Below are 22,756 nucleotides of genomic sequence, written 5' to 3'. Positions count from 1 at the left end.
GCTATGTTACGCCGCGCGTCATGAAAAGACGTGGTGTCACGCGTCGGAAAACTCGGCCCACTGCCACGCGTCGGGTGCGGCCAGCAGCGCGACGACCAGCCGGAAATTCATCTCGTGGCTCGGCCGCAACGCGCTCACGCGCGCCAGCAGCGGCGCGCCGGCCAGCGCGAGATCGCCGACCAGGTCGAGCACGCGGTGCCGGACGAATTCATCCGGCAAGCGCATCCCGCCCAGCACGCGGCTGCCGACGATGGACGCGGTGCACGACGGCCGTGCGCCGCGCAGGATCGGCACGCCGCGCAGATAGCCGGCGACGATCGCCGGCACGGCCCATTTCACGCGCCCGTACGAGCGCGACGGCGCGATTTCGGTTTCGAATGCGGCCGGCGTCAGCGCACCGTCCCAATGCATGTCGCCGAAGCCGCGCAGGTCGTTGCGCACGCTCAGTTCGTAACGCGGCGCCGGCTCGATCCGCATTTCGCGCCGCTGGTCACCCTCGCCATCCCCGACGACGACGGGCCGCAGCACGCGGATAAAGCGTTTCGGCGCATCGAGCGCGACCCGGCCGCACGCGCGGATGGCATCCACCCACGGCGTGGCGCTGCCGTCGAGAATCGGCACTTCCTCGGCGTCGATCTCGACGATCGCGTGATCGATCTCGCATGCGAGCAGCGACGCGAGCAGATGCTCGATCGTGCGAACGCCGACGCCGTCGGCATTGCGCAGCATCGTGCAGAGCGGCTGGGCGCGGCGCAGCGCGGGATCGACCGGCAGCGTCGCGAGCGTGCGCCCCTGCGCGACGCGACGGAACACGATTCCCGTCACGCCGTCTTCCGGCCGCGCGGGCAGGATCCGCACCCCCACCCGGCGCCCCGTGTGCAGCCCGTGACCATCGATCGCCAGCGGACCTGCCAGCGTGCCCTGGCGCGTCGCCCAGCCGGACGGCGCGCTCATCGCGCGACCTCCAGCGTCGGCGACACCTGGCCCGCCACGGGCGCCGCCCGCGTATCGAGCATCGCGCGCGCTTCGCCTTCGATCGCGTGTTTCGCGGCAAGCGCCGCAACGGCCTCCTGAGCGGCATCGGTCGCCGCCCCGGCGTCGGACGCATCGGCCGACGCGCCGATCGAATCGACGATGCGTCCGGCCAGCGTCGTCACCGACGCGCCCTCGGCAATCGCCATCACCGACAGCTTGACCTCGAACGCTTCCTCGACCGCCAGGCCGAGCTCCATCCCCATCAGCGAATCCATGCCCATGTCGAGCACCGACTTGTCGAGCGCGATGCGATCCGGCGTCATGTGCAGGATCCGCGCGATCTGCGCCTGCAGCATCCGGGCAACCAGCGCGATAGCTTCGTCGCGCGGCAAGGCCAGCACTTCTTCCCGCAACTGCGTGCCGCCGTCGCGCGCATCGCCGCCCTTCGCATGCGATTGCAGCAGCGAATACCGGCGTGCCTTCGCGGCGGGCATCCCGCGCGCCACGGCATGCCAGTCGAGCCGGACCACGGCTTCGCCGGCCGCGCCCGCGACCAGCGCGCGCTCGAGCGCGGCCATCGCCTCGTCGGACGTGATCGATGCACCGCCGATCCGCGACTGCAACGCCTCGCGTGTATCCGCGTGGCGCGCGAGGAAGCCGACGTCCTCGAGCGGGCCCCACGCCATGAACGTGCCGGGCAACCCGGCCGCGCGGCGATGTTCGACGAGCGCCTCGAGGAAGGTGTTGGCCGCGACGTAGTTCGACTGCCCCGGATTGCCGAGATAGGTCGTCGCCGACGAATAGACGACGAACAGGTCGAGCGGCAGCGCGCGTGTCGCGCGGTGCAGGTTCCACGCGCCGGCCACCTTCGGTGCGAGCACCGTGGCCATCCGCGCATCGTCGAGATTGCGCACGAGGCCGTCGTCGATCGACATCGCGGAATGCAGCACGCCCTTGAGCGGGCTGCCGCGCCGCACGATCGCGGCAATCATCGCATCGACCGCCGCGGCATCGGTCACATCGCACGAGACGACATCGACCGTGACGCCGAGCGTCGCGCGCCAGCGCTCGACCTCCTCGCGGGCCGCACCGGCAAGCTCGCCGGAACGGCTCGCCAGCGTCAGCCGGCGAGCGCCGCGCTCGACCATCCAGCGCGCGCTCGCAAACCCGAGCCCGCCCGTGCCGCCGACCACCAGGTACGTGCCATGCGGATCGAGCGCGAGCGAGCCCGCGCGCGTGACACCGCGCGTCGGCGCCGGCGTGCCGGACGGATAGGTCACGAGTACCTTGCCGATCTGGCGCGCCTGCTGCATGTAGCGGAACGCATCCTCCGCCCGTTCGGCGGGGAACGCGCGATACGGCAGCGGATGCAGCACGCCTGCGGCGAACAGCGCCATCACTTCGCCGAACAGGCGTTCGGTCAGCTCCGGCAACGCACCCATCAACTGGTCGGCATCGATGCCGAAATAGCTGATGTTGTTGCGGAACGGCCGCAGCCCGATGTGGCTGTTTTCGTAAAAATCGCGCTTGCCGAGCTCGAGGAAACGACCGAACGGACGCAGCGTGTCGATGCTGCGCACCATCGCTTCGCCGGCGAGCGAATTCAGCACGATGTCGATGCCCTGCCCGCCCGTCAGCACGCGAATGTCGTCAGCGAACGCGAGGCTGCGCGAATCGAGCACATGGTCGGCACCGAGCAGGCGCACGAACTCGCGCTTCTCGTCGCTGCCGGCCGTCGCGAACACTTCCGCACCGAAGTGGCGCGCAAGCTGGATCGCAGCGATCCCGACGCCGCCCGCGCCGCCGTGCACGAGCACGCGTTCGCCGCGACGCAGCCGCGCGAGTTCGACGAGCGCGTAATACGCGGTGAAGAACGTGGTCGGCACGGTCGCGGCTTCCTCGAACGTCAGACGCTCGGGTTTCAGCGCGATCGCTTGCGCGCGCGTCCTGACGCGCGTCGCGAACGAGGCCGGCGCGAAGCCGAGAATCGCATCGCCCGGCGCGAATGCCGTCACGGCACTGCCCACGCGGACGACGCGGCCGGACAGTTCCATGCCGATCGTCGCGCCCGCGAAACCGGTCTCGACCGCCTCATCGGACAACAGCCCCATCGCATACATCACGTCGCGGAAATTGAGGCCGGTCGCAACCGGCTCGATCTCCACCTCGTCCGCGCCCAGCGCGCTTTCCGGCAACGCGAACCATTCGAGATTGCGCAACGAGCCCGGTGCATCGAACGCGAGCACGGCCGCACGCGCGATCGCGCCATCGCTGCGGGCTGCGGCCTGCGCGGCCGTCAGCATGCGCGGCACCAGACGCCCGTGTGCGCCCAGGACGACTTCTTCCTCGACCGCCGAGCCGGTCAGCTCGCGAATCAGTGCGTCGGGAATCCCGTCCACCGCGCGATCGACGTCGATCAGGCGGCACGCGAGTTCGGGATGCTCGTTCGCCAGCACGCGACCGAGGCCCCACAGCGTTGCCTGTTCCGGATGCGCATTCGCGGCCCCGGCGAACGGCGCGCCGCCGCGCGTGACGACGGTCAAGCGCGTGGCCGCGTTCGGCTGCGCGCCGAGCGCGCGGACGAGCGCCGCCAGCGCGATCGCGCCGTGACGCTGCGCAGCCATCAGGCCGTCGCCCGTCGCCGATTCGGCCAGCGGCGTTTCCGGTGCGCAGAACACCACGTGCGCCGGCTGCCCGGCCGGCAACGACGCGATCGCGTCGGCCGCATGCGCGATGTCCACGATGTCGGCCGGATAACCCGCGCGCGCCAGCGCATCGGCCAGTTGCCCGCCGAAACCGCCGGCGGCACCCGGCGCGTGCATCACGAGCCATTGTTCGTTGCGTGCGAGCGTGTCGAGATCGCTCGCGTCGCCGGTGCGTTGCGCAGCAGCGGCGCTCGCGGGGTTGCGCGCGATGACGAACGTCGGCGTACCGTCCAGATCGAGCGATTGCTCGACGTGCCGCACGACGTCGACATAACCCGCGCGTGCGAGGGCTGCCTCGAGATCCGCCGGCGCCAGCGGCGCGGCGGCAGCGGCTTCCGTCGACGTTGCCTGCGAGGCGAACACGATGTCGGAGAAGCGGCCGTGGCGCGACTCGGCCAGCAGCAGCAGTCCGCCCGGCGCCAGCCACGACCGCATCGCATTCAGTGCATCGACCACATCATGACGGTCGCTCAGTGCGCGGTTCGCGACGATCAGGTCGTAAGGCCCGGCGTCATCGGCCGACAGCGACAGCCGCTCGCCCGACTGCAGCGCCACCGTGCGCACCACCGCTTCCGCATCCGTGTCGAAACCGGCCAGCTGGCCGGCCGTCGCCGCGATCGTGTGGTCGCAGCGCGCCGCAGCGAGATGCATGCCGAGCGTCTGCAGCACGTCGCCGTCCGTCGCGCCGAGTTCGAGCACGCGCAGCCGGCGTGCCGGCTGCCATGCATCGACCGCCTGCTCGACGCTTGCGGTCAGCAACGCGTGCACGTGCTGCCACGTCGGCGACGCGGCAAGGAGCTGCTCGACCAGGCTGTGCCCGGTCGGCGACAGCAAGCGGGCGCCATCCTTCGCGCCGCCCAGCACGTCGGGCAACGCCGCGCCGCAATGCGCGAGCAGCGTCAGTTCGGCCACGTGCCCCGGCGATTCGGCCAGCAGCCCGCGCCACAGCTCGTCGAGCGGCGGCAGCGCCGCGCACGCTGCGTCGTCGCGCACGAGCAGCGCGCCGTCGCGATGAGCGAGACCATCCTCGACCAGCATGTCGGCAAGACGCGCGGCCAGCGCCGCACGCCCGGCCGCCGGCTGCCACGTGCCGGCGAAGGCACCGAGCGCATCGAACGCGCGCAGCGCGTAGAGGCTCGCCAGCACGTCGAGCAGCGGCAGGATTTCGGTCAGATGCTGCGTCCGGCGGACGTCGTTACCGGTTGCCTCCAGCCGCGCGACGGCCTGCGCGAGCAGCGCGTCTGGAGCCGGCAAACCGGCTGCATCGACGTCGCCCGGCAGCGGCATGTCTTCAAGGCGATAGACGAAGCGTGCAGGCAGGTTCTGCCGACGGCCGACGAGATCGACGCGCCGGAACCGGCAACCGCCGAGCCGCGCGACGATCGCGCCCCGCGCGTCGAGGAATTCGAAATGCGCGACGATCGAATGCGGGCTGTGCCGGTCGATCTGCACGCGCACCCGCTCGACCGTGTCGCCGCGCAGATAGTCGACCCGGCCGATCTGCACCGGCACGTAAGCCGGATGCTCGCCTTCGCGGGCGTGCGCCGCCAGCAAGGCGAACAGCGGATGAAACCCGCTGTCCATCAGCGCCGGATGCAGCAGATACGCGGACAAGGCCCGCGCATCGCCGCATGCGGCCGGCGCGGCGACGTCCGCCAGCGCCTCGCCGTCACTCGCGGCAACCCGCACGGTGCGAACCCAGCGGAACGCCGGCCCGTAGCCGAGGCCGATGGCCGCGGTGTTTGCGTACAGCGTGTCGCCGTCGGCCGCGGGCAGCGCGAGCAGACGATCGAGCACGGCGGACGGCACGATGCTCGTATCGCCGAGCGCGTTGCCGCTTTCCAGCATCCGCCCCGTCACGTTCAGCGTCCACGCGCTGTCGGACATCCGGTCGCGCGTCTCGATCGTGAAGGTCGCGGTGCGCGGCTCGATCACGAGCCGGAACAGTTTCGCCTGCTGCGGCTGGAATACGACCGGCGTGCGGATCTCGACGTTTTCGAGTGCCGCATCCGGCGTATCGAAGAAGGTCCGTGCCGCGGCGAGGGCCATTTCCACGTAACCCGCGCCCGGGAACGCCACGCCGCCGTCGACGACGTGATCGGCCAGCATCGGCAGCTTCGCCGGATCGAGCTGGTTTTCCCACGCGAATGCGTGCTCATGCAGGCGATAGCCGAGCAGCGGATGCTCGCGACGGCGATTGACGAGGCCGTAGCCTTCGACGGTCGGCGTCAGCCAGAAGTGGTCGCGCTGCCACGGATAGGACGGCAACGTGGCACGCGATTGGCCCGGCGCAAAGCGGTCGGGATCGACGCTCGCGCCGTGCGCGATCGTCGCGAGAATCGCCTGCCGCAGCGTCGCCGCGCTGCCGTGACCGCGCTTGAGCGTCGGCAGCGCCGTGCCGGTTGCGCCGGCGGCCGTGAGCGCCTGCTTCACGTACGTACGCAGGATCGAATGCGGCGAAACCTCGACGAACAGGCGCACGCCCTGCTCGATCAGATGCGCGATGCCGTCACCGAAGCGCACCGGCTCACGGATATTGCGCCACCAGTAGCGCGCATCGAGCTCGGTACCGGCAAGCGCGCCGCCGGTCACGGTCGACACGAACGTGCCGTTGCCCAACTGCGGCCGCAGGCTCGCCAGTTCGGCCAGCACGACCGGCTCGATGCGATCCATGTGGCTGCTGTGGAACGCGTAGTCGAGATCCAGCATCTGGAAGAACTTGCCGCTGCCGCGCAGCGCCGCTTCCAGTGCCTGCAGACCCTGCAGCTCGCCCGCGAGCGTCACCGCATCGGGGCTGTTGATGCCGGCGATCTCGACACGGCGCGCAAGCCCGTGGCGCGCGATCAGTTCGCGCGCCGCTGCATCGCCGATACCGATGGCCGCCATCCGGCCGCTGCCGCGCGTCATCGCCTGCGCGCGGCTGCGGATCTTGATCACGCGCACCGCATCGGCGAGCGACAGCGCGCCCGTCACCCACGCCGCCGCAATCTCGCCGACGCTATGGCCGATCGCTGCGTCGTAACGCATCCCGTGCGCGTCGATCACGCGGATCATGCCGACCTGGATCGCGAACAGCAGCGGCTGCGCGTTCTCCGTCGCGGCGAGCCATTCGGCGCCCGCGCCGGCCAGCCATTCCGCGCTCGGGCCACCGCGCATCACGTCGACCAGCGACGGGCTGCCGTCGGCGCACCACAGCGCGTCGACTTCGTCGAGCGCCGCGCGGAAGACGGCGTTCTCCGCATAAAGCTCGTTGCCCATCCCGACCCACTGGCAGCCGTTGCCCGAGAAGACGAGCGCGGTGCGTGGCGTGTCGGCCGGGGCCTGGCCGGTCGCCACGCAGGCGGGCAACCCTTCCGGTGCCGGCTGGGCCAGCGCCGCGAGTGCCGCACGGCCTTCGGCCGCGTCGGCCGGCGCGACGATCGCGCGATGCTCGAGCCATTGACGACGACGTGCGGCCGCGGCGGCAAGCGCCTGCCAGTCACCGCCGTTGTCGAGCATCGACAGATAGCGGCCCGCGAGCGCGCCGAGCGCATTCGCGCTGCGCGCGGTCAGGACGAGCGGAGACAACTGCGCGTGAGTCGGCTCGGGCGCGGCCGCCGACGCCTCGTTTGCAGCCGGCGCCTCGGTCAGCACGACGTGTGCGTTCGTCCCGCCGAAGCCGAACGAGTTGACGCCGACCGTCAGCGGCGCGTTGCCCGCGTCGAGCGGCATGAAGCGATCGACGACACGCAGACGCCCGCCGTCGAAATCGATGCCCGGATTGGGCGTGACGAAATGCAGCGAGCGCGGTACCGCGCGATGCTTCAGGCACAGCACGGCCTTCAGCAGCCCGGCCATGCCGGACGCCGTTTCGAGGTGGCCGATGTTGGTCTTCACCGAACCGATGAGCAGCGGACGATCGGCCGGGCGCTCGCCCGACACGACGTCGATCAGCGCACGCGCCTCGATCGGATCGCCGACCGCCGTGCCGGTGCCGTGTGCCTCGAGATACGCCAGGGACTGCGGATCGATGCCCGCGCGCGCGTAGACGCTGCGCAGCAGCGATGCTTGCGCGGCCGCGCCCGGCACGCTGATACCGCCCGGCGAATGGCCGACCGAGTTCACGCCGGAGCCGGCGATCACCGCATGGATCGTGTCGCCGTCGGCGAGCGCGCGGTCGAGCGGCTTGAGCAGCACGAACGCGCCGCCTTCCGATCGGACATAACCGTCGCCGGTTGCATCGAACGCGCGGCAACGGCCGCGCGGCGACAACATCGACGCCTTGGAGAAGCTGACGAAACCGAACGGGTGCAGCAGCAGGTTGACGCCGCCCGCGAGCGCCATGTCGGCTTCGCCGGACTGCAGTGCCTTGACGGCCTGGTGGAGCGCGACGAGCGACGACGAGCAGGCCGTATCGACGGACATGCTCGGGCCGCGCAGGTCGAACAGGTAGGACACGCGGTTCGACGCGATACTCAGGGTGTTGCCGGTCGCCGAATACGGATCGATCACGTTCAGATCGTCCATGTTGCGGTTGCCGTAATCCATGCTGGCGGCGCCGACGAAGACGCCGCAGTTGCTGCCGCGCATGTCGGCCGGGCGCACGCCCGCGTCCTCGAACGCTTCCCATGCGAGTTCGAGCAGCAGGCGCTGCTGGGGGTCCATCTGGGCCGCTTCGCGCGGGGAAATGCCGAAGAACGCGGCGTCGAAGCCGGCGACGTTGTCGACGACGCCGGCCGAGAACGTGTAGCTCTTGCCCGGTTCGCGCTTGGACGGGTGCTGGTAGAAATCGGTGCCGAAGCGATCGGCAGGGATTTCGGTCACTGCGTCGCGTTCGTCGCGCAGCAGTTGCCAGAAGTCGCCAAGATCGTTAGCGCCCCCGGGAAACCGACAAGCCACCCCAATTATTGCAATCTTACTGTTCATCTTTTATGTCGCTTTCTCGGATGCGCACGGCTGTTTCGTGCGGTTTCCGTCATCTTGTACCACATGCAGCAGTGCCGATCCGAGTTCCTCGGCCGCCAGATTTCGGCATTCGGGGGTATCTGCGCCGTAATTCCGCCAAATGAAGTAGTCGCTGTTTTGCGGATTAACGCCCAACTTTTCGAATACGTGAGGCAGTGCGGGAACGTGGTCGCCGTAGAAACAAACAACCGTTTCACGATCGCTGGTACGCAAATAATCGAGCAAGCGCCCGATCATTGCGTCTGCATTTTCAATGTGCCGTAAATATGCCGTCAAGTCGCGCCAAGAGGCGTCTTCGCCAAGAGTATGCCTCGAAGACGATTCACCAGGCAAAACCTGCTCGAGGTGCAATGGGCCGTGGTTTTCCATTGTCATCGCGAAGACGAAGCGCGGACGCTCGCCCTCCCCCGACTCGAGTTCCGCGACAATCGCATCGGACACTGCCGCGTCCGCCACGTAGGCGCCTGCCCGAGCCGCCGACGAAAAGTGACGGATATCGAAAAAGCGCGCAAAGCCGAACAACGGAAATACCCGGTCGCGCCCAAAAAAAGAGGCGTAATAGGGATGAATCGCGACTGTGTCGTAGCCGCAACGGGCAAACCAAGAGGCAAGCGAGGCGATTTTGCTTCTTACAAAAACATATGGGTAAAAACGTGCATACCCGAGCGAAAAGGATTCCAAGCCGGTCAGCACCGCGAATTCCGTCCGCATGGTGTTTGCCCCCCAAGCAGGCACGGCCATTTCGCCATGCCGAACCGCCTCGCGACGCGCTTCGTCGAAGCGCCTGAAGAGCCCCGGCGCGATCGTGTCGCCGAGCCTGCGCGCGTCGAAAAACGATTCGCTCTGGATCGCGATCACGTCCGGACGCCGCACCGACTTGCCGGTCGCGAACGGCCCGGTCGCCATAACGTCACGGAACCGCCCGAACGTGGCGGGACTCAGCCCGTTGAGCAGATAGGCGACGAACACGGCAAAAAAGCCGCATCGACTCTGATCCGCAACGGGATCAAGCGTAAGCGGCACGCGTGCGGCCAAAATCACGGCAAGCACGATCGACAGGCCCACCGCAAGCCAGGCCAGCACATTGAAGCCGGCGCACACCGGCCGCTCAGCAATAAAGCCTGCGATCACAAGCACGATGCCGGCGCCGATGGCGACTACCTTGCCGACACTCAGGAATGGCAAGTAAAGACGGGGATGCGAAAACAACTGGCTGAACAGGCTCAGATCGGTAAAGACGAACGGCTCACGCAGCGACTCGTACTTCGCGTTGCTGACCGCAGCGACGAGACCGACGAGCGCAAGCGATGCACCGGCCGCAAACAGCGGCCGAGAGGTGGCGGCAAATACCAGATCGAAAACGAAGAATACTGACAGAATGTGAAGCACTGACGACAGCAGCGGCCGTCGCAGCGGCGCGCGCGGAACCGCGATCGCATCGACCGCGAAAGACAGCGCAATGGTGACCGCCAGCGTCACGACAAGACGCGAGTTCAATTGACCCGTTCCTTCGACGGCAGGTATGACAGACGATCGAGAATGGTGTCGGCGACCGCAACGGGCAAAAGCGTCAGGAGCCGCATGCCGAACGCGAGCAACTTCGGAAATGCGATCTCGCTACGACCGGCATCGAGACATTGGCGGATATGGGCGGCCGAACGCTCGGCACTCCAGAGAAATGGCTTGTCGCCTGGAAACACATCGCTCATCGCCGTTTTCACGAAACCGGGCAGAACGACCGTGACACCGACGCCATCGCGAGCCAGCAACGGGCGCACCGAATCGCCGTAGGCCTTGATCGCGGCTTTGCTCGCGCAATAGGCAGGCGAGATCGCCATGCCGCGCAATGCGGCGATCGAGCTGACTATCGCTATTCTCCCACGCCTACGCTCGCGCATCCGGTCGACGACCGGCAGGACCGTATGCAATGCGCCGTAGAGATTCGTGTCGATGACGCGGGCCGTGCGCTCGAGGTCTTCCCAGTCGCTGGCGTCGGTGATCGTGCTCGCCACGCCAGCATTCGCGATCAGCAGATCGATCGGGTGGAGGCGATCGAAATCGGCCAGCCATGCGGCGATCGCCTCGGCGTCACGCACGTCGACTGTACCCGTGTCGACCATGGCGCCTCGCGCGCGGCAGGCCGCGGCCGTTCTCTCGACTTCGACGAGGTCGCGACCGACAAGACCGAGTGTTGCATCCGGTCGCGCATAGGCGAGCGCGAGCGCACGACCGAGGCCAGCACTCGCGCCGGTGATGACGATGCTTCGAGGCAGTTGATCAGGCATCCGCGCGATCCAGGCGCTCGACCGCCCCCGCAACCGCCATCTCGATGCCGGTTCGTGTGTAGAAATCGCCGTTGATTTGCGTGTGATGCATCACGTAGTCCAGGAAGGCGTGATAGAGATGCATGTCCGGCAGCGTACCGCCCTGCCAGAAATCGTCGAGCTTTCCCTGCCAAGTCAAGCCGGGCATATTATAAATGGCAGTCCCGAGCGCTACCAGCGGACGCTCGTGGTGCAGTGCCGACAAGCCAACCGTACTGTTCACCACGACCACGCCGTGCGCATGCTCGAGCAGCGTCGGCAAGTGGCCCGAGTTGATGAAACGCAGCCGGGTGCCGATACCCGCCTCGCGCGCTATCGACATCGCGAAGCGATGATATTCGATCATGCCGGTGTCGAGCGGGTGGTTCTTGATCAGCAGCGTCGCGTCTTGCGGCGCATGCCGTGCAAACGAACGGACGACGTAGTCGATCGCATCGCGTACCCCGTCGAACGGCGAATGCACAACGATTTGCGCATCGGAATTGAGCTGAAGCGGAAACAGGTAATAGGGGCAGGCGGTGTCGAGCAATTCGCGTGTGACTGCCTCGGCCTGACGGTGATGGCGCCCCTGCAACAGCGCGCGAAGCGCAAGTCCTGCGTATTCGACGACCCCGTTGCGCGGCCGGTGGCTGCGGTAGCGCGGAAAGCGCCACGCAAGCAGCGCGTTGGCAACACGATACGTGATGTCGTGAAAGACGCGCTCGTAAAGGTTATAGCCAGTCGGCTGGCCGGGTTGAGCGGACGGGACGACATCCCGCTGACGCAGATATTCGGACGGATCCGTCGGCATCAGCGAGCGTCCGTTGACACCGTGGCGTTCCAGCGTGATCCAGTGAGGGCGGACATAACCCTCCTCGAACACATGCACGCGCAGCCCGAGTGACTCGGATATCGGATGCATGTGCCGGTTGACCTCCCTGCAATCGCCAAACATGATGACATCGGTGATTCGCTCACGACGCACGAGATCGGCGTACCACTCGGACAGATTCGAGGGCGCTCCCCGGTAGTTGACGTTCGGGCCGCCTCCGTCGTAGAACCAGTCGCCCCCGCAGAAATTGATTCGGCGAACGACGTGACCACGTGCACGAAGGGCGATGGAAAGCCGGGCAAAAAAAGACGACGCCGTGCCTTGCAGCACTAGAAATGAGCGAGGCATGGTATGGGGAACGCGGACTTATTCGAAAAATTGGCCTGCTCTTGTTGATCCTGGCCGTGCACACACTGCGGTGCCAGACCGTGCCGCCGCCTCCCGACGACGGCCGATAAATATACCACTCCGAATGTGACAAGCCCACCGACAGCCCGCGGGAATTGCCCCCGTCGATATGGCATGCCAACGGCAACACCCTGCAAATCGCTTTCGAGTTTCGATCCGGGAGAACGCCGCCGGCAAGCGACGGTCATACGCATTGAGGCCACCGCCAACAGACCCTTGAAAGCAAGCAGCCGCAGGCACCCCACTGCGACCGTGCAGGAATTGAAAGAACGCCATGAAAACAGGGAACAAACGATATCGGTGTACTGCTATCGCGTCAAGCAAAAACTCCATCAAAGCGGCACTACTGACATCGATTATTACGGAAACGATACTCGTCCGCGCTCTTCGCCTCCCCCTGCTCGCAGCAAGGCTGCGTTATTCGGAATGGAGAAAAAAACATGCAATTGAAATCATAAAATACCACCGAAAAACCGCAATCTCGTGCCTTCTGGGACTCGGTCTTGCAGGCACCAGTTGTTTAGTCCCGTCATATGCCGACGATCTCACTTCCCGTGCCGAAAATGGCTTGAATACCGTCCATCTCGATTCCTCCCGGTTATTTCAGTTGCCGGCCTCCGGAAGCGTCCCTTGCTCGATCACCGACAAATTGTCGGATAGCGACAACGTGTTCGACTTCATGTCGCCGGCGCAGATCGCCGATGTCAAAGCCGGTACTGCCAGTATCGACGTGTCGAAAGCCATCCAGGCCTGCATTGACTACCAATCGAGCAAACGGCGCGGCGGCACCTGCGATCTGCCATCCGGGGTGTACCTGGTCAAGTCGACCCTGCGGGAAACTCGCTCGCACATCAGGCTGCGCGGCGCCGGCAAATCCGCGACCGTCATTGCAACCGATTCGGACATCGTCGATATAGTTGTCGGCCCGAACCCGGTCACTCCCCTGGTCGGCAACGACATCATCGACATCGGCTTCTTCCACACAAATGCCATCGTCAAAACGAAACCGCACGTCGTCTTGCTGTCTCCCATTCAGTCCACAATTCGCGCGTCATTTACAAATGGCGCATATGGAATATTCCTGTATGGCGGGCAGGGTATAAAACTAGACGAAATCGTCGCGCCGGGAAACTACGATCCGGAGGCCGGCCCGACGCACAATTCACACACCGCCATTTCGCTGCTTCCCCTGAGCGCCGCATCAGGGTACAAAGCGTCAACCGGCGCTGTCGAATTGCCGACCGAAGTGGAAATCTCAAGCCCTTACATCAATGGCCCTCTATTGAAAGGCTGGCAATACGGCATTTCGATCTTTGGCGGGGAACACATCACACTCGACGGCACCTACTATATCGGGCAATCAACGGTCGACAACGTGCATATCGAACAGCGCGCCGACAACAAGCTGATACTGGAGCCCACATTGACGCCGGGAGGTTACATCGACGGGGCCGGTCGCGCCGGTGTGTGGGTCGGCGGACCGTCAGGCAACGGATCGCAATATATCGGCCAGTTGTCGATATATTCGACGATCAAGGGTCAGTCGGGCTCAGGCCTCGACGGCATTGTCGTCGACGGCACCCAGCGCGGCGGCGCTTATCCGCAGGCCGTCATCAATGCCACCTTGTCCCCGGCGCAAGTGAGCGGATGGCGTCGACACGGAATCAATCTGACCGGCGGCCAGAACATCAACATCCCTTCACCCAACATATTCGGCAACAGTTTCCTCAAGGTCGGCGAAGGTAACGGTATCGATATCGGCCCGCATGCCACCGGCGTTCGCGTATCCGGCGGACGCGTCGGCGGCGATGCTTATGGCAGAGGTACCGGAAACCAGGCTCAAGGCATCGCGATCTCGCCTGCATCCAGAAACGTGACGGTCACCGCCGTGGACCTGAATGGCAATCAGTCGCCGACCAACGGCGTTTCGAATGCCGGGGCGAGCAACAACCAGATTACCGACTCCCCGGGATTCAGCGGAAACCGGGCCACTGTTTCGCCGCAGTTTCCGGCGTCCGGCAAGGAATTCAAAAACCCCCTTGGGTCACGCGCACTCGTATTGATTCGGGGCGGGAATATCTCGTCAATCGACCTGAACGGGCATCCGCTTTTCAATTCGGCACCTGAAGCGCCCTTTCCGGTCGCACCAGGCGATATCTTACGAATCAACTATTCGTCGCGCCCTGACTGGACCTGGTGGCCGCAATGAGCCGCCCGGTCTGAAACGGACGAACACCGGCCAATCGCTGCCGTTTCAGGACGTGTACCGGGAAGCGCGATACGGCCGGCAACCCGGCGCCCGGCGCAAGGCCGTCAAACCGCCCTGAAATCAACGTACCCGGATTTTCTCCACGTCGAGAAATGATCCAGCAGCGCATAGAACTCCACATTGGTCGGCATGAGTCGACGCAAATGAAGAAGGATGTCGAAGCCCAACGTATCGCGCGTAACCACCGCGTCGGATTTATTCTTTTCCAGCCGTTCGCCACCTTCCGAATCAGCAATGAAATCGTTCACCCTATCCGACTTGACCGCAAACACACCAAACCTGAGCATGTTATCGATGATCGCCCGCGCATCATCCGGAGAATTACTCGGCTCACCAAGATAATCGAAATATATATTTGAGACGTTGCGACGAAAAAATTCCGATCCGCAATAATTCACGAACCAGTCACTGGGACCGGCACCAGAACTCTGCCACTCATCGACGAACGGCCGCCATTGCGCCCCCCACGCCTCGTCATTGTTGCGCACCATCGTAAAAGCGAAATTGAAATACGAGATCGCTACGTCGATCGGGTCACGAATAGACGTAAAGATCACACCAACATCGCTCAAATTGATGGTTCGATCGTAAAACTCCAGCGTCCTGTGACCCGAGAAAACGATTCGGCGAGACTGCGTGTGATCTCGATACAGCGCCACGAGCGTCGATATATCGAAGCAGGCATTGCGCAGCAGAGTCGAATTAGCATCAAGGAGATTGTTTACCGTGGTTCCCGCCGTCTTGGGAATATGGATGAAAATATCCATACCCTTGTTTTCGATCGTCTTTGCAAAAACGATCTCGCCGATGACTTTGTTCTCCTCGGAGAAAACAAGGTCATGAAGCAACCCCAGGTCAGCCTTCCGGTTCAACTCCGTCGCCGAGCCGATTCCCCATACGCGCTCAGGAGGGCGGTCGAAAATTATGCGGTAAAGATTTCTGCGATCCAGCCCCTCGAGAAACTTACAGAGTTCCGTATTGCCGTGGGTGTGCGCGACCCATGCCTCTTTCCCGACGGCTTCACCGACGAAGGAATTCGAAAGCAAGGTATATAACGTGAGGCGATCCGCCTGATTATTTGATTCGCGCCTGCTGATTTTCATGTTTTCCTTGTACTGGTCTTCGTTGCCCCAAGAAGACTCAGGCATGAAACCTGGCTCGCACATGCCTTTCCTCCTCGCACTCCACCACCAACCGGGCGCTTAGCACACGCCGCAATCGCCCGCTCGCCTCACCCGAGCCACTCAATCAAGAACGACGCCCTGCCGGAATGCCGTCAGATATGATTGTAAAAATCATATGCATCGTCAACTTCGTCAAAATGATGCAGCCTGCCGCCCTCGAGCACGCATGCGCGATCACAATACTCTTTCACGGTGATTGCATCGTGCGAGACCAGAATCATCGCGCGATCCTTGCGCCTTTCGAACAACTCGTATTTGCATTTCTCGTGGAATCTTCGATCGCCCACAGCGATCACTTCATCGATGAGGAAGCAATCGAATTCGACCGCCATCGAAATCGCAAATGCGAGGCGCGCACGCATGCCACTTGAATATTTTTTTACCGGCTCACGCAAATACTCTCCGAGCTCGGAAAATTCCTCGACAAACGGCAGTGCGTTTTCAAAGGATGCCTGATATACCCGGCACACAAATCGCAAATTATCCAGCCCCGTCAGGCTACCTTGGAACCCGCCGGAAAATGCGAGTGGCCAGGAAACGCTCATGCTCCGGGAAATCCGGCCGGACGACGGCAACTCGGAACCGCTGATCAGGCGGATGATGGTCGACTTGCCCGCACCGTTTCTGCCCAGGATGCCGATCCGTTCACCGGGATTGATGGTCAAATTCACGCCATCGAGAACCAGCCGCTGTCCGTTCCGGGTCGAATAATATTTCCTGACGTCATCGAGCTCAATCATTCAGGCTCCACTCGGCGAGACGCCGCAGAAACGACAAACAAACCAAGGCAGGTCAAAACCAGGTTGCACAGGACGACATACGAGGTATCGAAATAGGTCCGGACCTCGTTCCCGTAGTATCCGTAACGAAACAGCTCGACGCAGTTGGCCACCGGAAACTTCAGCACTATGTTTCTGGCCGACACGGGCAGCCACGCAGCCATCACGAGCGCACCGGATACCGGCAGCTGAAAATAGGCAATCGGATGCCACAGCCGCTCGACTACCTCGCTGAATTCCACCAGCGCACCCACCAGCAAACCCATGGCGCCCGCGTACCAGCACAGCAATACCCACCCGATGAGCATGCTCATGACATCGTGTGGAAACGGGATAAGTCCGATCGCCATGAAAAAGACGAACAGGATCATCATCGACAACGTCGTACCGAGCAACTCGAGAAGAATTCGAGCCAGGAAGAAGTCGATAACCCGTACATTGCGGTGATACAACAGCGCCGCATTCGGCTCGACAGCCATCACGCATCGGCCAATCGTGTTTCTCCACACCAGGATCGTCGAGTAACCGGTCAAGGAGTAGGCGACCGCACTGATGTGGTGACTGGTTCCCTCGTTGTGCGCGACGTTCCAGAGAATCACCACACCGATCGAGAACAGCATCGGCTCGGCAAACAACCAAGCAAAACCGATGTTGTGTCGTCCGTAGCGGGTAATGATCTCCCGCATCAGGAGCGCGTACAGTACACGCCCCTGAATTTTCAACGAGCCAGTCAGCTCTCGAAAATGGATATTCAATTTAAGCCACCTCAGTCGCGATGCTCTTTGATACTGGCAATGAGTAGCTTCAGCGTGCACCAGACTACGAATCCGATCGCGAGAATTGCCAGCACGGTTCTGATGCGGCGCGGCAACAGTGGCTTGTCAGGCGCGTTCGGCTGCGAAATGCGCTCGAGATACAGGTGCTGACGCTGCGCGTCGCTACGCGCCGTCTCGAGCGACGTGACTGCGGCCGCCAGTTGCTTGTCGGCAAACTGCTTGTCGAGTTCCAGTCGTTCATAGGCCGGGCTCTTGAATGCCAGCGACGACTGCCCGTTGGTCACGTTCTTCGACGCGGCATCCACCTGGTCCTGCAGCGACTTGATCTTCACCTCCAGTGCGCCGATTTGCGGGTTGCTCGGCGACACCGCCTTCAACTGGGCCAACTGAATCTTGCTCGCGACCAGTTCGCCCTGGAGCTTGGTCACGCTCTGCAGGATCAACGACGATTGCAGATTCGGATCGAACACGGCCTGCTTCTCGCGATACTGGGAGAGCGCGGTCGCCGCCTGCTTGAGATTCGATTCCGCCAGCACCACCTCTCGCTGCGCGTAGGTGACGAGATCCTGCTGCGCCCGATCGTTCATCTGGTTGATCCGCTGCTCGCCGAGCTCGAGCAGATGTTCGTTCAGATCCTTGGCCTCCGACGCAGAGAACGCGTGGACCTCCAGCGTGGAAATGCCGGTATCCGAATCGAACTGGACGTTGGCGTGATCCCCAAAATACTTGAACAGGTCTTCGAACGTGCGCCGTTGCGGGAACAGGCCGAAGCGGCTGAAGATGTCGGCCTTTCCGCCACTGTAGGCAGCCTCGTAACGCTCCCCCGCATTCAGCGAAGCAAGTGCATCGCGTGACGTCAGGTAGTTGTTGACGGCGTAGGTATCATCGGACGCGCGGGAAATACCCGTAGTCTGCAGCAACTGGCCCATGAAACCGCTGGACTGGTTGCTCTTGCTGGGGGTACGGATGATGAAAGACGACTGCGAAACGTAGATGTCCGATGCCATCAAGCCAAAGTACAGGGCCGATACGACAAACGGCACGATCACGCACAGCACGAAGAGCTTATCCATTCTCCCGAGCAGCGTGCCTGCCGAATGCTGCTCCTGATGCGACGCGTCCTGTGTAACGAATGCCCTGGCAGCGCCATGCCGCGCGCCGCCATCACTCGTCGTTTTCGGCGCACCATGCGGGCGCTCGGTGAATCGGCTCCGGGGAAACTCCAGCATCGGCGCGTAAAACTTCGCATACTCCGTGACCCAGCGCTGATAGTCGATCTTGCGTCCGTAGATATCGAACTTCTTGCCGGCCGGAAGCCAGGCGAGATTCAAGACCTTCGCGATTCTCGGATGAATCGGCGTTTCCGGCTGCAGAATTTCGGAAAGCGACATCAGCCGCTCCGATTCCGTGCGCTCGGCGGCATTCAGTTCGAGAAAAGTCTCGATCTTTTGAATCAGCAAGCCCAGCGATACATTAGACGGGAGCGTATGCGAATTGAACAATTTCTTGTTGGAGAAATTGCTTACCAGGTAATCGCGGAAATTCCATCCGCACTCGCTCTGCAATACGCCCCATTGTTCCTTGTCCGCTTCGAATGCCGCCTCGACCTCTGACTCGTTCAAACCTACACCGCCGATGTACTCGAAAACCTCTTCCTCCGTCACATCGTCGGACTGCACCAGTGCCTTGAGCTTCGAATCGCCGCGCGTGCCAGCAATCGACGAGCCGGATTGCTGCAACGCGCTGTCGAACGAGTCATACGGCCACAGGCCGGCGCACAGCAGCATCGGCACCTTGACGAACGTGGTACCGGCCTGATCTTTGAGGAAATTCGCGATATCAGCGCAGATAGCCATGCGATTCGGATTGATCTGCAGCACGACCCGCGCACCGGAACCAACCAACGCCTTCACCGAACCCAGGCAGCCGTCATCGTTCGTATCGACGAAATGAACGTCCGACGCTTCCAACCTGGTCTTCTCCAAAACCTGCTGAAAGTGGCGATACATGCCAAGTGCCTGCACCTCTCCGACGAAGATCACTCGATTCGGTCGTGAGAGGGCGTCGGCATGTTTTTCAGAATTGCTAATATTCACGGTATTTACCTGGCAGTTACCCAAAACAGTTCAATGCAGAATTCAGATCAACTGTTCCACCAACCCTGCCACATCGAGAGGGTTGACTGCAAAATCACAATGGCCATATGGCAGACGTCGATCGACATCACGCCCGGACCGGAAGCTTTCGCCGAAGACGTGATAAAGATTGAATCCGCGCAGGCGTCCGATGGTGCCGAGAATCGGCATCATGTAGTCTTCGTCACAGATACTAACGACGTGCGAATTTTCCTGGGAAAAGCATGACGCGTACATCCCCGCCCCTTCCGCACCGATCAGCACTTTCGATTGATTGAACAATTCGATTTCTTCCTCGATCGTCAGCTTTTCCGGCTTGACCTCTTCGAAACGGTATCGATCAACCAGGATTTTCCGCACGGAATCGTAATTGACCATGTTTCGCCAGGTCCGACGGCTTTCACGGCTGATCAGAAGGTTCTTGATGGGGCGCCGCTTCGTCTTCACGACGCGCCCCAACAGCTCTTCGTAGATGCGAATCGTGAACGAGGACATTGCCAGCGGCCAGGCACGCGGCACAATCAACTCGTCGGCCTTGACGATCACGCCGGGCGGCATTTTCACGATCTGATCGTCGGCAATGCCCGCAAGTCGCAACATCGCGAGTTGCTTCGCACGCAAGTTGTGCGGAACAATGATCTTGGCGTGTGGAATGCCGAGTTCCCTCAGAATCAGGATCCGGGGAAAGCACTGGAGAATGAAATGGGAAAAGAATGTATGCACGTCAGGCGTAAAGGCCAGCGGCATGGCCGGACCCGCGACGTTCAGAATACGCGCCTGCCGCAACTTCGCGGTGACGATGCCGTCCACGTTGACACCGCTTCTGTAAAGCTCGGTCATCTCCGTGCGGGCGATTTCATTGCCGGCATCCATTGCGATCTCGCCGCTCTCGGCGAAATGCAGATAGGTTGAATCGACCGTACCGCGCTGGGCCGCGATCGAGCCATTCTTGATCGTCACGACATCGTTGAAGAACTGGATTTCCGATGTCATTTTCAACGTATTTTCCGTTGAAATCGGCGGGAAGCTGATGACCTTCCGGGGTTCGACGGGCTTGAAGAACTCGGTCTCGGCAAAACTGAGATTGCGGAAATCGGCGTTGCTGCTGGCAGCCGCCGTCGTGAAGCTGCAGTCGAGAATGTCAAAACAATCGATCTCGATGTCGGGAAGGCCGCTCAACCCGTCCACCAGAACGATCGCTTTTTCCTCACGCGCCGCCGACGAATTCAACGTGTATTCGCGACTCTGCACAACAGCGTGCGGATATTTCTCTTCCAGCTTCCGTTTGACGCTTTGCAGAACAGTCTTCTTGCCGCAGAACACATAGGTCGTGTTCTCGTCGACCCAGCCGGCCAGTGCCGCATACCGTTCGGCAATCTTCAACTGATCGACGTCGGCCGGCAACGACAGCGCCACCGCGCCGACCTTTCTACGAATGGATTCGACGAACTGGCCCAGTTCGTGGAGATAGCGGCAATGGATGTTATGGAAGTTGTATTCGATATGCGGGAGATTACCGGCCCACTCGGGAAGCACCTGCTCGGCCGGATCGCCGAACAGCAGGCCGGCCGTCGTGCTCGCGTTGGCTACTGCAACGCGAAAGTGGCTCTTGGGCGCGTCGCAGATGAACAGTTCGGGGCCATAGCCGGAAATGAAGTGTCGGGTCTGGAACTCGAGTTGCAGAACGATCTTGTTGAGTACGGCCGCGAAAAATGCATCGAGATCGGCTTCATGCTGCTCGAACGTGGCCAGCATCGACGTGAAATAGTAATCGTCGGCCTCGCCTCCAAACACGTAGTTCTTGACCAACTCGGAATTCTTGCTCAGAAACTGATCGAACGTGCAATTGAGCCCGCTCACTTGGTAAGCATATTCCAGCGCAGATCTCTTTCGTGACTCGCCACCGTTGTCGACTGCCCGGAAATTATTTACCAGATAAGAACTATCCATTCGATCACTCCCCGATTTCCATTAGACAGGTCATCGTTGTTTCCCTGCCCTACCATTCCTATTCGTGCCCACGACGACACCGGCCCGATCTCGATCCTTATGCGCCCGGACTACACGAGCGTCTCCACCAGCTCACCCAGCCGATGCGCGCTCTGCTCCCATGTCAGCGTCACCATGCTCCCGCTTCTGACGGCGCGATCGCGCTCGAGATCCCGTAGCCAGTGCTCGAGACCCGCCGCAACCTCGGCCGGAGAATCCCCGCGGAAGTAGGTGGCATGCTCGTTCGCGACCTCCCTGAACACGGGTATGTCTCGCAGGAACAGCGGGATATCGCGCCTTGCGGCCTCAATGATCGGCAGGCCGAAGCCCTCGGCCTCCGACGCCATGATCAATCCGTCCGCGCGCTCATACAGCGCCGTCAGGTCGCTGTCGCTCGCATCCGCAAGCCAGACGAGATTATCGGTGGTGTCCCGCAGATTCTTGAGCCGATCAATCAGCGCATCGACCCGCCACCCTGCCTTGCCGACGATCGCCAGCGTGACGTTTATACCATTGCGCCATGCAGATTCGAACGCGGCCAGCATCTCGGCGTGCCCCTTGCGTGGCTCGACCGTGCCGACCATCAACACGAGCCGCGACGCGCGCGACGCAGTGAGCGCGCCGACGGATTGCGGCGCGGCGAGCGCGGCCGGTTCTCTCGCGTTGAAATCGGCGCCGAGATGAAACCAGTCGACGTGCATTTCGTTGTGCTCGAGACCAAATTTGTCCTGCAGCAGGGTCTCGACTTCTCCGGCAACGGATTTCGAAATGCAGAACAATGCATCGGCGTGCATCACCAGGAGTTCCAGCCATCGGGAATAGGATTTCGATGCGGCAGGCGTAAACCATTCGGGATGCACAGCAGGCAGCAGATCGTACACGACGAAAGCGCAGCTCACCCCGAGTTCGCGCCAACGACGCAACTCCCGTTGCCTCCTGACCAGCGGGCGGCTTGCCAGGTCGAGACCCAGAAACACATCGCCACGTTGCACATCGAGCAGGCGCTCGTCGCCAAGGCTGTTCTGCCCCGTCAGGCGTGCCTGGTATTGCGTGGCGTAGCGAAAGGGTTGCTTGCGCGTGGCCCGCACGAGATGAACGGTCATACCTGCCGGCGGATTTGCCAGCAAGCACTGCGCGATAGACCGGACGACGCGCTGAATGCCTGTCCCGGCGTCGTTGATCGCTATGATCGAGACGTCAATGAAAAGATTGCGCTGCGCGGACCGTTGCACCTGGACTTGAGGACGAGCGTTTGATTTGGCGATTGCACGCCGCATCGCCACGGCGCCGCCTGGGACCCACCAGAGATCCAGCCGTCGCAGCAGAAACCAGTGAACCGATTCACAAATGCCAAGACGCAACTTCCGCCATGCGCTCGCCAACCCCTCGTTGCCCAGTACGTCCATGTTCCGTCGATCAAGCAAGCATTCAATGGTTTAGCAAGCCGGATAAGATGA

13 protein-coding genes are annotated in these 22,756 nt (G+C 62.5%); 2 read left to right on the top strand and 11 right to left on the bottom strand.

Annotation, left to right across the window (positions count from 1 at the left end; translation table 11 throughout):
* Nucleotides 1-36: 36 nt before the first annotated feature.
* The 5 genes from DPV79_RS28620 to DPV79_RS28600 are packed head-to-tail and all read right to left on the bottom strand — an operon-like array spanning nucleotide 37 to nucleotide 12,107.
* Nucleotides 37-954, bottom strand: a complete 918-nt coding sequence (locus tag DPV79_RS28620) for a UDP-3-O-acyl N-acetylglycosamine deacetylase (RefSeq protein ID WP_113047074.1) — start codon at nucleotides 952-954, stop codon at nucleotides 37-39.
* Nucleotides 951-8,585 (bottom strand): type I polyketide synthase, encoded by a 7,635-nt coding sequence (locus DPV79_RS28615; RefSeq protein WP_113047073.1) that lies wholly within the window; start codon nucleotides 8,583-8,585, stop codon nucleotides 951-953. Before DPV79_RS28615 ends, DPV79_RS28620 begins: the two co-directional genes overlap by 4 nt.
* 3 nt (nucleotides 8,586-8,588) lie before the next feature.
* Nucleotides 8,589-10,121: an LTA synthase family protein gene (locus DPV79_RS28610; RefSeq protein ID WP_113047072.1), complete on the bottom strand. Its 1,533-nt coding sequence runs from the start codon at nucleotides 10,119-10,121 to the stop codon at nucleotides 8,589-8,591.
* The gene (locus DPV79_RS28605) at nucleotides 10,118-10,909 is read right to left on the bottom strand and encodes an SDR family NAD(P)-dependent oxidoreductase (protein WP_113047071.1); all 792 of its coding nucleotides are present in this window, start codon (nucleotides 10,907-10,909) and stop codon (nucleotides 10,118-10,120) included. Before DPV79_RS28605 ends, DPV79_RS28610 begins: the two co-directional genes overlap by 4 nt.
* Complete coding sequence (locus DPV79_RS28600) at nucleotides 10,902-12,107, bottom strand: capsule biosynthesis protein (protein WP_060073445.1); 1,206 nt, start codon at nucleotides 12,105-12,107, stop codon at nucleotides 10,902-10,904. The genes DPV79_RS28605 and DPV79_RS28600 overlap by 8 nt, the downstream gene beginning before the upstream one ends.
* 174 nt (nucleotides 12,108-12,281) lie before the next feature.
* Between DPV79_RS28600 and DPV79_RS42825 the strand changes: the two genes are divergently transcribed.
* Together DPV79_RS42825 and DPV79_RS28595 are read left to right on the top strand one after the other, a co-directional pair.
* Nucleotides 12,282-12,617 (top strand): hypothetical protein, encoded by a 336-nt coding sequence (locus tag DPV79_RS42825; RefSeq protein ID WP_165843587.1) that lies wholly within the window; start codon nucleotides 12,282-12,284, stop codon nucleotides 12,615-12,617.
* A 118-nt stretch (nucleotides 12,618-12,735) separates the two neighbouring features.
* Nucleotides 12,736-14,376, top strand: a complete 1,641-nt coding sequence (locus DPV79_RS28595; RefSeq protein ID WP_165843586.1) for a pectate lyase family protein — start codon at nucleotides 12,736-12,738, stop codon at nucleotides 14,374-14,376.
* 104 nt (nucleotides 14,377-14,480) lie between these two features.
* Here the strand turns inward: DPV79_RS28595 and DPV79_RS28590 are convergent, their stop codons facing one another.
* The 6 genes from DPV79_RS28590 to DPV79_RS28565 form a co-directional block, all read right to left on the bottom strand.
* Nucleotides 14,481-15,584 (bottom strand): sulfotransferase family 2 domain-containing protein, encoded by a 1,104-nt coding sequence (locus tag DPV79_RS28590; RefSeq protein WP_060147668.1) that lies wholly within the window; start codon nucleotides 15,582-15,584, stop codon nucleotides 14,481-14,483.
* 128 nt (nucleotides 15,585-15,712) lie between these two features.
* Nucleotides 15,713-16,360 carry an ABC transporter ATP-binding protein gene (locus DPV79_RS28585; RefSeq protein WP_060066229.1) on the bottom strand — a complete coding sequence of 216 codons (648 nt, stop codon included), beginning with the start codon at nucleotides 16,358-16,360 and terminating at the stop codon, nucleotides 15,713-15,715.
* A complete protein-coding gene (locus tag DPV79_RS28580) occupies nucleotides 16,357-17,154 on the bottom strand; it encodes an ABC transporter permease (protein ID WP_224052731.1) in 798 nt (265 codons plus the stop codon). Before DPV79_RS28580 ends, DPV79_RS28585 begins: the two co-directional genes overlap by 4 nt.
* Nucleotides 17,155-17,165: 11 nt before the next feature.
* On the bottom strand, nucleotides 17,166-19,271 hold the full coding sequence (locus DPV79_RS28575; protein WP_133295739.1) for a KpsE/RkpR family capsule polysaccharide export protein: 2,106 nt from the start codon (nucleotides 19,269-19,271) through the stop codon (nucleotides 17,166-17,168).
* A 42-nt stretch (nucleotides 19,272-19,313) separates the two neighbouring features.
* Nucleotides 19,314-21,260, bottom strand: coding sequence for a glycosyltransferase family 61 protein (locus DPV79_RS28570; RefSeq protein ID WP_113047068.1), 1,947 nt, complete (start codon nucleotides 21,258-21,260; stop codon nucleotides 19,314-19,316).
* Between the two features lie 110 nt (nucleotides 21,261-21,370).
* Entirely contained in the window at nucleotides 21,371-22,705 is a 1,335-nt protein-coding gene (locus DPV79_RS28565) for a glycosyltransferase family 4 protein (RefSeq protein WP_244321828.1), read from the bottom strand.
* Nucleotides 22,706-22,756: the final 51 nt, after the last annotated feature.

Origin of the sequence: Burkholderia reimsis (genome assembly GCF_003294055.1) — a bacterium.
GTDB lineage: Bacteria > Pseudomonadota > Gammaproteobacteria > Burkholderiales > Burkholderiaceae > Burkholderia > Burkholderia cepacia.
Note: the sequence above shows the minus strand (reverse complement) of the source record. Positions and strands in the feature narration are given on the sequence as shown.